Source organism: Streptomyces tuirus (assembly GCF_014701095.1).
Lineage (GTDB): Bacteria > Actinomycetota > Actinomycetes > Streptomycetales > Streptomycetaceae > Streptomyces > Streptomyces tuirus.
Map to the genome: position 1 here is coordinate 2,942,105 of NZ_AP023439.1, position 14,379 is coordinate 2,956,483.

General features: G+C 73.7%; 10 protein-coding genes. 5 read left to right on the forward strand and 5 right to left on the reverse strand.

Features of this window, described 5'->3' with window-relative positions; genetic code table 11:
- Positions 1-85: 85 nt before the first annotated feature.
- The 3 genes from IGS69_RS13435 to IGS69_RS13445 form a co-directional block, all read right to left on the reverse strand.
- Positions 86-1,618 (reverse strand): DUF5719 family protein, encoded by a 1,533-nt coding sequence (locus IGS69_RS13435; protein WP_190899486.1) that lies wholly within the window; start codon positions 1,616-1,618, stop codon positions 86-88.
- Positions 1,615-5,310, reverse strand: coding sequence for a glycosyltransferase family 2 protein (locus tag IGS69_RS13440; RefSeq protein ID WP_190899488.1), 3,696 nt, complete (start codon positions 5,308-5,310; stop codon positions 1,615-1,617). The genes IGS69_RS13435 and IGS69_RS13440 overlap by 4 nt, the downstream gene beginning before the upstream one ends.
- A 161-nt stretch (positions 5,311-5,471) precedes the next feature.
- Entirely contained in the window at positions 5,472-5,735 is a 264-nt protein-coding gene (locus IGS69_RS13445) for a WhiB family transcriptional regulator (protein ID WP_010034659.1), read from the reverse strand.
- 655 nt (positions 5,736-6,390) lie between these two features.
- On the opposite strand from IGS69_RS13445, the gene IGS69_RS13450 reads away from it, so the two are divergent.
- The 4 genes from IGS69_RS13450 (at position 6,391) to IGS69_RS13465 (ending at position 10,272) form a co-directional block, all read left to right on the forward strand.
- Complete coding sequence (locus IGS69_RS13450) at positions 6,391-6,897, forward strand: cysteine dioxygenase (protein WP_190899490.1); 507 nt, start codon at positions 6,391-6,393, stop codon at positions 6,895-6,897.
- 35 nt (positions 6,898-6,932) lie between these two features.
- Entirely contained in the window at positions 6,933-7,892 is a 960-nt protein-coding gene (gene cofD / locus IGS69_RS13455; protein ID WP_190899492.1) for a 2-phospho-L-lactate transferase, read from the forward strand.
- Positions 7,889-9,208 (forward strand): coenzyme F420-0:L-glutamate ligase, encoded by a 1,320-nt coding sequence (locus IGS69_RS13460; RefSeq protein WP_190899495.1) that lies wholly within the window; start codon positions 7,889-7,891, stop codon positions 9,206-9,208. The genes cofD and IGS69_RS13460 overlap by 4 nt, the downstream gene beginning before the upstream one ends.
- Before the next feature lie 62 nt (positions 9,209-9,270).
- Positions 9,271-10,272, forward strand: coding sequence for a DNA-3-methyladenine glycosylase family protein (locus IGS69_RS13465; protein ID WP_190899497.1), 1,002 nt, complete (start codon positions 9,271-9,273; stop codon positions 10,270-10,272).
- Between the two features lie 219 nt (positions 10,273-10,491).
- Here the strand turns inward: IGS69_RS13465 and manB are convergent, their stop codons facing one another.
- Together manB and IGS69_RS13475 are read right to left on the reverse strand one after the other, a co-directional pair.
- Positions 10,492-11,574: a mannose-1-phosphate guanylyltransferase gene (gene manB, locus IGS69_RS13470; protein WP_190899499.1), complete on the reverse strand. Its 1,083-nt coding sequence runs from the start codon at positions 11,572-11,574 to the stop codon at positions 10,492-10,494.
- 133 nt (positions 11,575-11,707) lie between these two features.
- Positions 11,708-13,201 carry an N-acetylmuramoyl-L-alanine amidase gene (locus IGS69_RS13475; RefSeq protein WP_190899501.1) on the reverse strand — a complete coding sequence of 498 codons (1,494 nt, stop codon included), beginning with the start codon at positions 13,199-13,201 and terminating at the stop codon, positions 11,708-11,710.
- A gap of 131 nt (positions 13,202-13,332) precedes the next feature.
- Between IGS69_RS13475 and IGS69_RS13480 the strand changes: the two genes are divergently transcribed.
- Complete coding sequence (locus IGS69_RS13480) at positions 13,333-14,103, forward strand: TIGR03089 family protein (RefSeq protein WP_190899504.1); 771 nt, start codon at positions 13,333-13,335, stop codon at positions 14,101-14,103.
- Positions 14,104-14,379: the final 276 nt, after the last annotated feature.

The following is a 14,379-nucleotide window of genomic DNA, read 5'->3' on the forward strand; positions in this document are numbered from 1 at the left end:
CAGTCGTCCGGATCATGCCGGCGTCGCGGGGCCCCGGCGGCAGGGCGAGGTCTCCCGGCCGGAGCGGGTGCCCCGGCCGGGAGAGCTACTTCTGGAGAACCGACAGGTCCTCGTCCGCCTCCGGCACCGCCACCGTCCCCCGGTCGTCCGGCAGGGTCTGCACGGTGAAGGCGGGGACGCCGCCCTCGCTCGCCGTCAGGGTGCGGGCCCCGTAGACCGGGCCGCCGGACACCGTCTCGACCGTGAGCGCGTAGGTGCCCTCCAGGCCGCCGGGGGCCGGGGGCTCGATGTCCTGGGTCGTGCCGGCCTTGATCGTGTACGTCTTCGACACCGGTGTGCCGCCCTCGCTGCCGGCCGAGGCCGTGACCTTGACCGTGGCGGCGGCGCCGGGGGCCGTCAGGGACAGGGTGCTGCCCTTGCCGCTGTTGTCGGCGGACGTCGCGCGCGTGCCGACGGGGCGGGTGGCCGGGATGAACGCAGTCTCCTGCTTGTCGCCCTTGCCGCGCACGACCCGCAGGGCCGCCACGACCGGCACGGACCGGTCCGTCGGGGTCAGCACCAGGGAGCCCGCCTCGCCGCGGGTGACGTCTCCGAGATCGACGGCGGTGGTCATGCCGCCCTTGACGTGCACCGTCTCGTGCCCGGCCGGGGTGATCGGCCCGGACGGGGAGGTGAGGCGCACCTTCAGGTCCGCGTCGGCGTCGCCGGGGGTGAGGGCGACCAGGCGCACGGAGGTGGCGTCCTTGGGGATGCCGGGCAGGACCAGGCTGCCCGACGGGTCCGCGGACGCGGCCAGCCAGTCGCCGCCGAGCCTGTCGTCCAGGGCCTGCACGGCGGCGCCGACGCGTCCGCTGCGGACGTTGACGTGCACCGTGAGGTTGGTCTGCCGCTCGCCGGTGAGGGTGGACAGCAGAACCGGCTCACTGGAGTGCGGCGGGACCGTGATGCCCTCCCCCACCCCGGACTTCAGGGCGCCGTCCTTGCCGTAGAGCTCGATGTCGACCACGGCGGCCGAGTCGTCGGGGTTCGTCAGGTGGACGTAGTCGGTGCGGGCGGCGTCCGTGCTGGCGCCGGGGAACCAGAAGTCGGTGTCCGGAGCGGTGCAGTTGACGCCCTGGAGGCCGCGTCCGGTCCCCGCGGCGACCTCGGTCGTCTCCTGGACGGTCCAGCCGGGCGCGAACCTGCCGTCAGCGGTGCCGACGAGAGCGGGGGCCTCGCCGCCGGAGCTGTCGCCGGTGACCGGCTTGCCGGGCTCCTTGGGGGTCAGCACGGGCTTCGCGGGCTGGTCCGCGCCGGACTTCCCGCCGTCCTCGCCCTGGCCCTTGTCCTCGCCGTCGGCCGGAGCATCGGCCGACTCCGCGCCGGCCTCCCGTAGTTCGGCCTTGCCGCTGCTCCCGGTGCCCTTCGTGACGGGCGTGAAGGAGGTGTAGACCGTCTCGGCGAGGTCGGACGTACTGGGCGCAGGGCACAGCAGGCTCGTGCGCTCCACGGGCAGTTGGGCGGCCGCCTTGGCGGCGGTGTCCGTGCCCGGGGCGTCCGGAGCGGACAGCGCGGCGAAGCCGGTGACGGCGGCGAGCGCGGTCACGCCGGCGATCAGGGACAGGGTGGTGCGGTTCACTGCTGGCTCCCGTCGGGACGCTCACTGCCCGTGCCGTGGGGGTGGTGCTGCTGCGCCGGGTCGTACGGCGTGCCGTAGCCCTGCTGGTAGGACTGGTCGTAGCCCTGCTGGTCGTACGGCGGGTTCTGGCCCTGGCCCTGCCCCCCGTACGCGTACGGGTCGTACTGGCCGCCCTGGTAGGGGTCCGCCGGGTACGGCTGCCCGTAGGCGTCCGCCGGGTACGGGGTGTTCTGGTACTGGTCGCCGTAGCCCGCGTACTCACCGGGCTGGTAGCCGGCGTTGTCCCTCCCCCAGGCTCGAACATCCTCGCCCGGGGGGACCCCCACCCCGTAGTTCTGCTGCTGGGGCACCGCGGCCGGCGGCTGCTCCGGCTGCGGGGGCGGGAACTCCTCGGGGGCCGCGGTCTCTTCGGCCTCGGCCTCCGCCTGGGCGCGCAGGCGGCGGGCGCGGCGGCCCTCGCCGGCGACGGCCTGGGCGGGGACGGCCGGCTCCTCGGGGAGGTCGTCGTCGATGTCGCGGCGCCGGCCGGGCAGGGCGAGCACGACCAGGACGACGGCGAGGAGGCCCTGGGCCCACAGCCAGGCCGTGTGGCCGATCGGGTCCTCGTAGGTGACGTCCAGCCGGCCGCCGGCGGCGGGGAGTTCGAAGCCCTGGGCCCAGCCGTCGACCGTGGTGCGGGTCAGCGGCTTGCCGTCGAGCGTGGCGGACCAGCCGTCGGCCGCGGCGTCGGCGAGGCGCAGCACGCGTCCGCCGGCGCCGGCCGGGATCGTGGTGTGGATATCCACGGGCCCGGCGGCGACGGGCCGCGGGGTGCCGGAGGCGGAGACGATCGTGGCGCGCGCGACCTCCCGGTTGACGCGCCACAGCGCGCCACCGGCCTGCTGGCTGAGCCGGGTCAGACCGGGCGTGGCGTCCAGGACGCGGGTGACCTCGCGGGGCGCGCCCTGGTGGACGAGGACGTAGCGCACGGCGAAGCCGCCGAGCTGGTCGGCCTGGTCGGCGCCGGAGCCCGCGACCAGGTTGGCGACGACCTTGTCGAGCCTGCTGTTCTCACCGTCGGCCGCGGCGATCTCGCCGTCGCCGAGGCGGGCGCCGGAGCCGCGGACGAGCATGTAGCCGACGTGGGCGCCGGAGTCGCTGTCGAGGACGAGGGTGCGGGCCTGGTCGCGGGTGCCGCTCTCCTCGGCGACGAACGCGGGGACCTGGGTCGGGTCGCGCCGTTCCAGGGGGCCGTCGGCGCCGCGGATCATCCAGCCGGCGGCGATGAGCAGGGGACCGGCGGCCGAGGCGAAGGCGATCAGCACGGCGACCGGCTGGCGCCAGCCGAAGCTCTGCTCGGCCACCCGCGCGCGTGCCCCGTCGGCGCCGAGCGCGGCGGCCGCGAGAAGGGCGATGCCGTAGACGAGGGTCGCCGGGCCGGCCCAGGTGGAGTTGTTGGACAGGACCGCGAAGACGAAGCCGGTCAGGGCGACCGCCCAGGCCGTCCAGATGCCCGACTGGCGCTCCGAACGGACCAGGGCGGCGAGGGCGGCCAGCACGATGCCGATGAGCATGAGGCCGCTGACGGTGCCGGGGCCGCCCGGGCTGGCACCGAGGAGGTCGACGGCGGAGGCCGCCGAGGAGCCGTACGCGAGGCCCGCTTCCTTGAGGAAGCCGAACGGGAGCAGCGTGAGCGACCAGGGCGCGAGGAGCAGCAGGGGGGTGCCGAGCTGGGCGAGGAACCGCAGCCCGTAGGCCGTGATGTCGCTCCGGCGCAGCACCAGCAGTCCGACGCCGAGGAGCAGCGCGATGGGCCACACGATCGGGGTGAAGGCCGTGGTGATGGTCAGCAGCAGCGCGTAGGCCCAGGTGGCGCGCCAGCTGCCGCGGGCTCCGGAGGAGTTCGTCAGGCCGCCGGCCGCGATGCCCGCGCGGGCGATGAGCGGCAGCAGCATGGCGAGGACCGCCGTGCCGATGCGGCCGCCGGCGAGGGCGCCGGTGGCGGCGGGCAGGAAGGCGTAGACGACGGCCGCCCAGGCACGCAGCAGCCGGGACTCGACGAGCGGGCGCGAGGCGAAGTAGGCGGCGACGCCGGCCAGCGGCACCGAGCAGACGAGCAGGACCGTCACGGCCAGGCCGGTCGAGCCGAACAGCAGGGACGCCAGCATGGCCACGAGCGCGATGTACGGCGGCGCGGACGAGGTGCCGCCGGCGCCGACCGGGTGCCAGGCATCCAGATAGCGCGACCACAGCTCGCCGGAGTCGGCGGGGGCGGGCAGCAGGGCGCCGCCCGCGAGCGCGCCGCCGCCGAGGAGCTGGCGGCAGGCGACCAGGGAGACGAGCAGCAGCACCAGGAAGAGGACCGGGCCGGGCTTGCGCGCGATGCGCTTGAGCCGGGCGAACTGCTCGATCTCCAGGAAGTCGGCGTCGTCGCCGCCGGGGCCCGACTCGACGGCGCTGCCGTGCCGTCCGGCGCCGGCCGCGACCTCCGGGTCCGAGCGGCCGACGAGGCTGCTCGCGACCTGCTCGACGGTGACGCGGACGGTCGCACCGGGCGGCGGGAACAGCGCCCGCAGCTCGGCCTTGTCGATCCGGGGTGCGCCTCTGCGGCGCCGCCCGGCGAGGATCCGCTCGGGCCGGAGCAGGGTGCCCATCAGGCCGCGGATCTCGTCGACGGCCTGTCCGGGGACCTTGCCGACGAGGTAGGCCAGGGTGCGCAGCAGCGTGCCGAGCACGACCCGCAGCATCACCCAGGGGAGCACGGCCGTACGCGAGTTGACGAGCAGGGTGTAGACGGCGCCGGCCTTGTCGACCTTGTGCGGGGAGGCCGCCGTACGGCCTACGCAGTCGACCGTGCGGCGCTCGCGGCTGGAGGCCTCGGCGTGCCGGACGACCGCCTCGGGGGCGACCAGGACGCGGTAGCCGGCCGCATGGGCGCGCCAGCACAGGTCCACGTCGTCGCGCATGAGCGGCAGGTGGCGGTCGAATCCGCCGAGCTGCTCGAAGACGTCGCGGCGGACGAGCATGCCGGCGGTGGACACGGACAGCACGGGCCGGACGTGGTCGTGCTGGCCCTGGTCCTGTTCGCGGCGGTCGAGGCCCGTCCAGCGGCGGCCGGAGTTGGCGATGGAGACGCCGACCTCCAGCAGCTGCCGCCGGTCGTACCAGCCGCGGAGCTTGGGGCCCACCACGGCCACGTCCTCGCGGCCCAGCTCGTACTCGTTCTCCACGACCCGCAGCAGCTGGGCCAGGGCGTCCGGGTCCGGGGCGCAGTCGTCGTGCAGCAGCCACAGCCATTGCACCGGCTCGCCGTGCGGCAGCTCGGGCAGGTCGTAGGCGTCGTCGCGCCACGAGCGGGTGACCGGGTCCCAGCCGCTGGGGCGCTTCAGATACGGCAGCTCGTCCGGGGTGAGGACCGGGGCGATGCGGCCGCACTCCTCGACGGCCTGGCCGAAGCCGGTGCGGCGGGCGAGGTGCAGCACGCGGTCGGCGCCGAGGGCGTCGGTGACCAGCTGGGCGGAGGTGTCCGCGCTGCCGGTGTCGGCCCCCATCGCGTACTGGACGGGCCGCTCCTGGCCGAGCAGTCCGGCGAGCGCGTCGGGCAGCCAGCGGGCGCCGTCGTGGGAGACGAGGACCGCGGTCACCACATGACGCGGGAACTCAGGTGTGGCAGCGGTGTCGTGATGGGCTGCCGGGTGGCTGTGCACGGACATCGAGGTACGGGCCCCGGTTCGGTGGACTGCGGTGGACGCCTGCGCCCGGTGGGGGCGGCAGGGCGTCTCGGACGAGCGACCACACTATCGGCTGCACGGAAGGCGGCCCGCCGCCTGTGGATAACCCACGGGCGACGGGCCGTCAGAATGAGGAGTGAGGGTCAGACGGCTGCCTTCTTCAGCCGGCGGCGCTCCCGCTCGGACAGGCCGCCCCAGATGCCGAACCGCTCGTCGTTGGCGAGGGCGTACTCGAGGCACTCGGAGCGGACCTCACAGGCGAGGCAGACCTTCTTGGCCTCCCTGGTCGAGCCGCCCTTCTCGGGGAAGAAGGACTCGGGGTCGGTCTGGGCGCACAGCGCGCGCTCCTGCCAGCCGAGTTCCTCGTCCGCGTCGTCGACCAGCAGTTGCTGCACCGTCTCGGTCATGTGCGCCCCTCGTCTGTCTTCGCGTCCCCGTGATCTAGCCGTTACCGATTCCGGCTGAACGACACGAGTGAAATTACAAGTGTGCTGCTCCGGGCGAGTCAAGCCGAGATCTGCTATTGAGCCCCTTATTCACTCTGCGGAACCAAGCCCATGCGGAAAGTGTTCAAATCACCATAAAACCTGACACACAGACGGAGCCCCCGAGGGCTCACACCTTCCGACGGACCCCTTGCAGACCTGTACGAAGAAGGACGCCCAGGAGTTCGATCTCGTTCCGACACGCACATCGAAGCGAAACGGATCACAGTTGGATCACGAGTACGCAACGGGGTTTGTGCGCCCGGTTGGACGCCATGTGTCCCGGACGGGCCATGAACAAACCTTTCATCTGAGCGATCGACCGGATGAGGTGAACCACATCCCACATACCGGGTGTCGAGTTGACAGTGAAGGTGTGAACCGGTGTCCTTGTGGGCATGCTCGCGAACTTGGCGCTCACCTCGACCCGCACCGCCGGGTCCCACGGTGCTGCCCGCGCTCGCTGTAGCTGTTGCTGTTCCAGCTGTTGAGCCACACCTGCTCCAGCTGAAGGCCGGGCCACCCGTATCCCGGCTCCCGTTCCCTCTGACCTTCTTTCACTGAGGAACCACCCCCCATGAACAGCGACAGCGACCTCCAGATCGCCGGCGACATCCTCGAAGTCACCCACCTCCTCCAGACCCCGCGCGAGCACCCGGCCACCGTCGCCGAGTTCGTCGGACTGGCCCGCTCGATCGCCGAGGACCGCTCCCAGTGGGAGCACCTCGTCCGCTACGACGCGACCAGCCGCTGGTACCACCGGCTGCGCACCGGCCCCGGCTACGAGGTGTGGCTGCTGTCCTGGGTGCCCGGCCAGGGCAGCGGACTGCACGACCACGGCCGCTCCTCCGGTGTGCTGACCGTCCTGGACGGCACGCTGACGGAGCGCACGGAGCGGGGCACGCGCGCGTTGCGGGCGGGCGCGCAGCGCGTGTTCGCGCCGGGGTACGTGCACGAAGTCGTCAACGACGCGCTGGAGCCGGCAGTGAGCCTGCACGTCTACCACCCCGGCCTCACCGAGATGCCGATGCACACGGCCCCGCACTGCGAGGCCCGGGCCCTGCCCGGCGCGGTGACTGCCTGACCCGGATGTCGTAGCCGCCTGCAAGACTGTCGCCCATGCGCATTGTGGTTCTGGCAGGCGGCATCGGCGGTGCCCGGTTCCTGCGTGGTCTGAAGCAGGCCGTCCCGGACGCGGACATCACGGTCATCGGCAACACCGGGGACGACATCCACCTCTTCGGGCTGAAGGTCTGCCCGGACCTCGACACGGTGATGTACACGCTCGGTGGCGGCATCAACGAAGAGCGGGGCTGGGGCCGCGCCGACGAGACCTTCCACCTGAAGGAGGAGCTCGCGGCGTACGGCGTCGGGCCCGAGTGGTTCGGCCTCGGCGACCGGGACTTCGCCACGCACATCGTGCGGACCCAGATGATCGGCGCCGGATATCCGCTGAGCGCGGTGACGGAGGCGCTGTGCGACCGCTGGAAGCCGGGCGTGCGGCTGATCCCCATGTCCGACGACCGCGTCGAGACCCATGTGGCCGTCGAGATGGACGGCGAGACCAAGGCGATCCATTTCCAGGAGTACTGGGTGCGGCTGCGCGCCGCGGTGCCCGCCCGGGCCGTCGTGCCGGTGGGTGCCGACCAGGCGAAGCCCGCGCCGGGTGTCCTGGAGGCCATCGCCGAGGCGGACGTGATCCTCTTCCCGCCGTCCAACCCGGTCGTGTCGATCGGCACGATCCTCGCCGTGCCCGGCATCCGGGAGGCGATCGCCGACGCCGGGGTGCCGGTCGTCGGCCTCTCCCCCATCGTCGGTGACGCGCCCGTGCGGGGCATGGCCGACAAGGTGCTCGCCGCCGTGGGGGTCGAGTCGACCGCGACGGCGGTGGCCGAGCACTACGGCTCGGGCCTGCTGGACGGCTGGCTCGTCGACTCCGTGGACGCGGGCGCGGTGGAGCAGGTCGAGGCGGCCGGGATCCGCTGCCGGGCCGTGCCGCTGATGATGAGCGACACGGACGCGACCGCGCGGATGGCCCAGGAGGCACTGGCCCTGGCCGAGGAGGTGCGGGGGGCGTGAGCGGCGAGACGCAAGGAGCCGCCGGGTACCGGGTGTGGGCCCCGGGCGGGATCCCGGAGGTCGCGGCCGGGGACGACCTGGCCAAGCTGATCGCGGCCGCCGAGCCCGGCCTGGCCGACGGGGACGTGCTGCTCGTCACCTCGAAGATCGTGTCCAAGGCGGAGGGCCGGATCGTCGAGGCCGCCGACCGGGAGGCCGCGATCGACGCCGAGACGGTCCGGGTGGTGGCCCGGCGCGGCGCCCTGCGGATCGTCGAGAACCGGCAGGGCCTGATCATGGCCGCGGCCGGGGTGGACGCGTCCAACACCCCGTCCGGGACGGTGCTGTTGCTGCCCGAGGACCCTGACGCCTCCGCCCGCGCCGTCCGGGACGGACTGCGCGACGCCCTCGGCGTCGACGTCGGGGTCGTCGTCACCGACACGTTCGGGCGGCCCTGGCGGGCCGGGCTCACCGACGTCGCGATCGGCGCCGCCGGAGTGCGCGTGCTCGACGACCTGCGGGGCGGCACGGACGCGTACGGCAATCCGCTCAGCGCCACCGTCGTCGCCACGGCCGACGAACTCGCCGCCGCCGGCGACCTGGTCAAGGGCAAGGCCGCGGGACTGCCCGTCGCCGTGGTGCGCGGGCTCCCGCACCTGGTGGCGGAGGGCGACCGCGGCGAGGGCGCGCGGGCCATGGTCCGCGGGGCGCGCGACGACATGTTCCGCCTCGGCACCTCCGAGGCGGTACGGCTGGCCGTGACCCAGCGGCGTACGGTCCGGTCCTTCACGGACGAGCCCGTCGACGCGGCTGCCGTACGGCGGGCCGTGGCCGCGGCCGTGACGGCACCGGCCCCGCACCACACGACACCCTGGCGGTTCGTCCTGCTGGAGTCCGAGGAGTCGCGGACACGGCTGCTCGACGCCATGAAGGACGCCTGGATCGCCGATCTGCGCCGGGACGGCAAGAGCGAGGAGTCCATCGCCAAGCGGGTCCGGCGCGGGGACGTCCTGCGCAACGCGCCGTACCTCGTCGTCCCCTGCCTGGTCATGGACGGCTCGCACACCTACGGCGACCGGCGGCGCGACGGTGCCGAGCGGGAGATGTTCGTGGTCGCCACGGGTGCCGGCGTGCAGAACTTCCTGGTCGCGCTGGCCGGGGAGCGGCTGGGGTCGGCCTGGGTGTCGTCGACGATGTTCTGCCGGGACGTGGTGCGCGAAGTGCTGGACCTGCCCGCGGACTGGGACCCGATGGGGGCGGTGGCGGTCGGGCATCCGGCGGAGGAGCCCCGGCCCCGGCCCGAGCGGGACGCGGGGGCGTTCATCGAGGTGCGGTGACAGGTGCCTGGCGGCGCCTACGCTCGTAGGGCTGCTCCTCACAGATCTCAGGGACGTCATTCATGGCAGGACGGTTCGCTCAGCGACCCACGCGTACCACCGTGCGCGGTGGGCATCTCGCCGTGCCCGCGGGGGTGCCGCGGCAGGCGGCGGGACCGGGCCGGGTGCGGGAGTGGGTGCCGGACGGGCCGCTGGATCTCGGGCTGGTGCTCGGGCCGTTGCGGCGCGGGCCCGGCGACCCGACGTTCCGGGCGACGCCGGACGGGGCCGTGTGGCGGACCAGCCTCACTCCGGCCGGGCCGGGGACGCTCCGGGTGTGCGCGTACGGCGGTGGAGTGCGCGGGCAGGCCTGGGGGCCCGGGGCCGAATGGCTGCTGGAGCGGTTGCCGGAGCTGCTCGGGGCCGCGGACGATCCGTCGGCGTTCGAGCCGCGGCACCGGCTGCTGGCGTCGGCCCGGCATCGGCGGCCGGGGCTGCGGCTGACGCGGAGCGGGCTCGTGCTGGAGTCGCTGATCCCGTCGATCCTGGAGCAGAAGGTCACGGCCGACGAGGCGTACCGGGCGTGGCGGCTGCTGGTGCGGAAGTTCGGGGAGCCGGCGCCGGGGCCCGTTCCCGCGCGGATGTGCGTGATGCCGGCGCCGCGGACGTGGGCGTTGATCCCGTCGTGGGAGTGGCACCGGGCCGGGGTGGACGACAAGCGGGCGTCGACGATCCTGCGTGCCGTGCGGGTCGCTGCGCGGCTGGAGCAGGCGGTGGGGATGGAGCCCGGGGCGGCTCGGGCGCGGCTGGAGCTGGTGCCGGGGATCGGGCCGTGGACCTCCACGGAGACGGTGCAGCGCAGTCATGGTGCGGCGGACGAGGTGACGGTGGGGGATCTGCATCTGCCCGGGATCGTGGGGTGGGCGCTGGCCGGGGACCGGGACGCGGATGACGCGGTGATGCTGGAGCTGCTGGAGCCGTATGCGGGGCAGCGGCATCGGGCGGCTCGGTTGATCCTGCTGAGCGGGAGGGTGCCGGCACGGCGGGCGCCGAAGATGCCTCGGTGGGATATCGGGCAGCTGTGAGCTGTTGGCTTCGCGTGCGGGCGCGTTGGTGCCGCACGGGGTGTTGCGCACGCTCTGTCGGGGTTCAGGTGCTCGGCGTTGGTGCCGGGGGCGGGTGGGTGCGCAGCTCGGCGTAGCGGGTGCCTCCCCCAAGCTCTCGGCTTCGCTCGAGCAGGGGGGACCCCCACGCCCACCCGTGCGGCCCCCAGCGGCACGCATGCCCGCGGCGGCCGTCCCGGACTACTGGTCCGATGAGAAGCGGACCGCTCCTGCTGGGATGCGGGCGTCGCACCATATGCGGGCGCCCTCCAGGAGCTCGTTGTCGGGGCCGATCACCGCGCCGTCGCCTATGACCGTGCCCGTGAGGACCGAGCGTTGGCCGACGCGCGCCCTCGTGCCGATCAGGGAGTCGGTGATGACCGCGCCCGGCTCGATCACCGCGCCGGGCAGGATCGTGCTGCCGAAGATCCGCGCGCCCTCCGCGACGAACGCGCCCTCGCCCACCACCGTGCCGCCCGACAGCTTCGCGTCGGACGCGACCTGCGCCGTGGGCAGGACCAGCCGGTCGCCGCAGCGGCCGGGGACGGCGGGCGACGGGGCCCGGCCGAGAACCAGGTCCGCCGAGCCGCGGACGAAGGCGGCCGGGGTGCCGAGGTCCAGCCAGTACGTCGAGTCGACCATGCCCTGGAGGTGCGCCCCGGCCGAGAGGAGGCCGGGGAAGGTCTCCCGTTCCACCGACACCGGCCTGCCCAGCGGGATCGCGTCGATGACCGAGCGGCGGAAGACGTACGCCCCCGCGTTGATCTGGTCGGTGACGATCTCCTCGGGCGTCTGCGGCTTCTCCAGGAACGCCTGGACCCTGCCCGTGCCGTCCGTGGGGACCAGTCCGTAGGCACGCGGGTCCGTGACCTTGGTGAGGTGCAGGGAGACGTCCGCGCCCGTCGTCTCGTGGGTGTCGACCAGGGCCCGGATGTCCAGGCCCGTCAGGATGTCGCCGTTGAAGATCAGGACCGGGTCGTCGGGGCCGGAGTGCAGCCGGGAGGCCACGTTGCGGATGGCGCCGCCCGTGCCGAGCGGCTCCTCCTCCGTGACGTACTCGATGTGCAGTCCGAGCGCGGCGCCGTCACCGAAGTACGGCTCGAAGACCTCGGCCAGGTAGGACGTGGCCAGGACGATGTGCTCGACACCCGCGGCTCTGGCTCTCGCCAGCTGGTGCGTGAGGAAGGGCACCCCGGCCGCCGGGACCATGGGCTTGGGCGTGTGCACCGTGAGCGGGCGCAGCCGGGTGCCCTTGCCGCCGACCAGGAGGATCGCTTCAGTCACGTGTCGTCTCTGCTTCCTGCCGGGACCGGCCGAACTGTCTTTCGGCCGGTCAGTGTATGCAGACCGTTCCGTGGCGCCTTCGTTGGCCGTGCGGCATGCCGCCCCCTGCCCCCCGTAGGCGGTGAACGTGTGCTCAGCGGCCTTGGTAGTGGGCCGCCTTGGAGCGGGCCGAGCCGAGCTTTCCGTAGAGCTTGCGTCCCGGGCACTCGGTCTTGAAGCCGTCCCGGTGCCCCGAGATCACGTTCAGTCGTACTTTCTTACCTTTGCGGTGGAGATTACTGCCGGCCGACTTCAGGTAGGTCTTCCCCTTCGGATTCACCCGGTGCAGCCCCAGCTTCCACGCGGTCAGCCGGGCGACGGCCTTGACCGCGGACTTCGACGGCTTGGTGGCGCCGTAGGTCCCGAGGACGGCGATCCCCATGCTCTTGCTGTTGAAACCCAGGGTGTGCGCGCCGAGGACCGGTTTCGCCACGCCCCCGGCGCGGCCCTCGTAGATCTTTCCGCACTTGTCGATGAGGAAGTTGTAGCCGATGTCCCGCCAGCCCATGCTCTTGACGTGGTAGCGGTAGATACTGCGGATGAGTGACGGGACCTGCGAACAGCTGTAGTTGTTGCCGCTGGCCGTGTGGTGCACGAAGGCCGCCTTGACCTTCTTCGTGTACCGGAAGCCGCTCTCCCGCAAGCCCTCGTCCGCCCCCCAGCCGCGCCGCGTGACGATACCCGGGCGCGGACCGACGTACGGCTTGGCCCGCAGTTGCCGCTCCGTCAGCTCGCCGGAGTTGAGGGCGAGGTATTCCCGCTCGGTCTCGGTGCGGCTCAGGGCCGCGATCTCGGTGGCGCCGAGGGGGGCGAGGCCGGCGTTGGCGGCGGACGACTCGGTGGCGGCGACGGCCTCGGTGGCGCCCGAGGTCCCGGCGTTCGGGGCGCCTGCGGCGCGGGGGCCTTCCTCGGCGCCGAGGGCCGCGTCGTCGTCCTCGCCGGGGTCGACGAGTTCGAGCCGGAGGCCCGAGGGCAGCGGGGGCGCGGCGGGCAGGTTGCGGGCGCCCGCGGTGTGCCCGGGGCCGGCCGCCGGGTCGCCGGACTCGGAGCGGACCCGCAGTTCCACGCCGTCGGAGTCGCCGACCCACAGCGGGGCCGTGGCACCGCGGACGCGGCCCGAGGCCCTCTCGGGGGTGTCCGGGTCGGCGGCGTGGTCGGCGTTGTGGGTCTCCACGTCCTGCCAGCCCGACCAGGTGCCGGTGCCGGCGGTGCGGGTGCGGACCTGGACGCGGCCGTGCAGTTCGGCGTCCGGGTCGTCCCAGACGACGCCGACGAGGGAGAAGTGGCGTACTGCGCGACGGGGCAGGCCCTGCTCGGCGGGGGCGGAGGGGGTGGCGCGGTCGCGGGTGAGGGGTTCCAGGGGGAGGGACTGGGTGCTGCCGGCGGCGGACGGTTCCGCGGCACGCCGGTCGGTCGCGGTCATGGCCGGGGTCCCCGCGTGGGACGCGGGTCTCCCGGCTTCCGCGGCCGGCACCGGTCTCGCCGTCGCCGCGAGGGCGGGAGGGGTGAGGGGGAGGGCCAGAGCGGCCGCACAGGTGACACCGATCGAGGAAGCAAGGAATCCACGCATGCCCCTGATCTTGGACATAGTCGTATAAGTCTGTCCATTTGGGAGTTGACGGGCCGTCGGTCGGGGTTCCGCCGAACCGGTGGCGGATCCGGGGCGCCGCGGCGGGCGGGCCGTTGGGCGGGGGCCCGCGCGTTGCGTACGCTTGCGCGGTGAACGCCACCGATCGCACCCCTGCCGACCTGCTGGGTTCCGCGCTCGCCGCGGATCCGGGACGCCCCCTGGTGACCTTCTACGACGACGCCACGGGTGAACGGGTCGAACTGTCCGTGGCCACCTTCGCCAATTGGGTGGCCAAGACCGCGAATCTCCTCCAGGACGAGCTGTCCGTCGAGCCCGGGGACCGGGTGGCGCTGCTGCTGCCCGCGCACTGGCAGACGGCGGTGTGGCTGCTGGCGTGTGCGTCGGTGGGAGTCGTGGCGGAGGTGTCCGGGGATGCCCGGGCGGCCGATGTCGTGGTGAGCGGGCCGGACCGGCTGGAGGAGGCCCGGGCGTGCTCCGGTGCGCGGATCGCCATGGCGCTGCGGCCTCTCGGCGGGCGGTTCCCGCAGGCACCTGAGGGCTTCGCCGACTATGCGGTGGAGGTGCCGGGGCAGGGTGACCGGTTCGTGCCGTACGCGCCCGTGGATCCGGAGGAGCCCGCGCTGGTCGTGGCCGGGCGGGAGTTCAGCGGGGCCGAGGTGGTCGAGCGGGCCCGGGCGGAGGCGACGGCGCTGGGGCTGACCGGGCCCGGCTCGCGGATCCTGTCGGGGCTGCCGTACGACACGTGGGAGGGGCTGCACGCGGGTCTGTACGGGCCGCTGGCCACCGGGGGTTCCGTGGTGCTGTGCCGGCACCTGGAGCAGGCCGGGGACGGGGTGCTGGACAAGCGGGTGGAGAGCGAGCGGGTCACGACGATCGCCCGCGGCACGGCGGGCCACTAGGCGCTCCGGCAGGGGTCCGTTGCTTCCCCGGGGCATGCCTCCCCGCGGCGCCGTGGGGGCCCCGACTCGGAGCGCTGGGGGGGGTACGGCTGGGCGTCGCGTGGCCGACGGGGCTTGCGCGCGCCGGGACGCCCGGAGTGATGGCGGGGCCTTTGCTGGGCGGCGGGCCTTGCTGGATGGCGGGGCCTTGCAGGGCGGCGGGGCCTTGCGCGCCTCAGGACGCCCGGCGTGATGGCGGGCTTTTGCCGGATGGCGGGCCTTGCAGGGCGGCGGGGC

Coding starts and splice junctions, on each gene's coding strand:
- IGS69_RS13450 (WP_190899490.1), top strand. CDS start 6,391: ATGAACAGCGACAGCGACCTCCAGATCGCCGGCGACATCCTCGAAGTC.
- IGS69_RS13475 (WP_190899501.1), bottom strand. CDS start 13,201: ATGTCCAAGATCAGGGGCATGCGTGGATTCCTTGCTTCCTCGATCGGT.
- IGS69_RS13465 (WP_190899497.1), top strand. CDS start 9,271: ATGGCAGGACGGTTCGCTCAGCGACCCACGCGTACCACCGTGCGCGGT.
- cofD (WP_190899492.1), top strand. CDS start 6,933: ATGCGCATTGTGGTTCTGGCAGGCGGCATCGGCGGTGCCCGGTTCCTG.
- IGS69_RS13445 (WP_010034659.1), bottom strand. CDS start 5,735: ATGACCGAGACGGTGCAGCAACTGCTGGTCGACGACGCGGACGAGGAA.
- IGS69_RS13440 (WP_190899488.1), bottom strand. CDS start 5,310: ATGTCCGTGCACAGCCACCCGGCAGCCCATCACGACACCGCTGCCACA.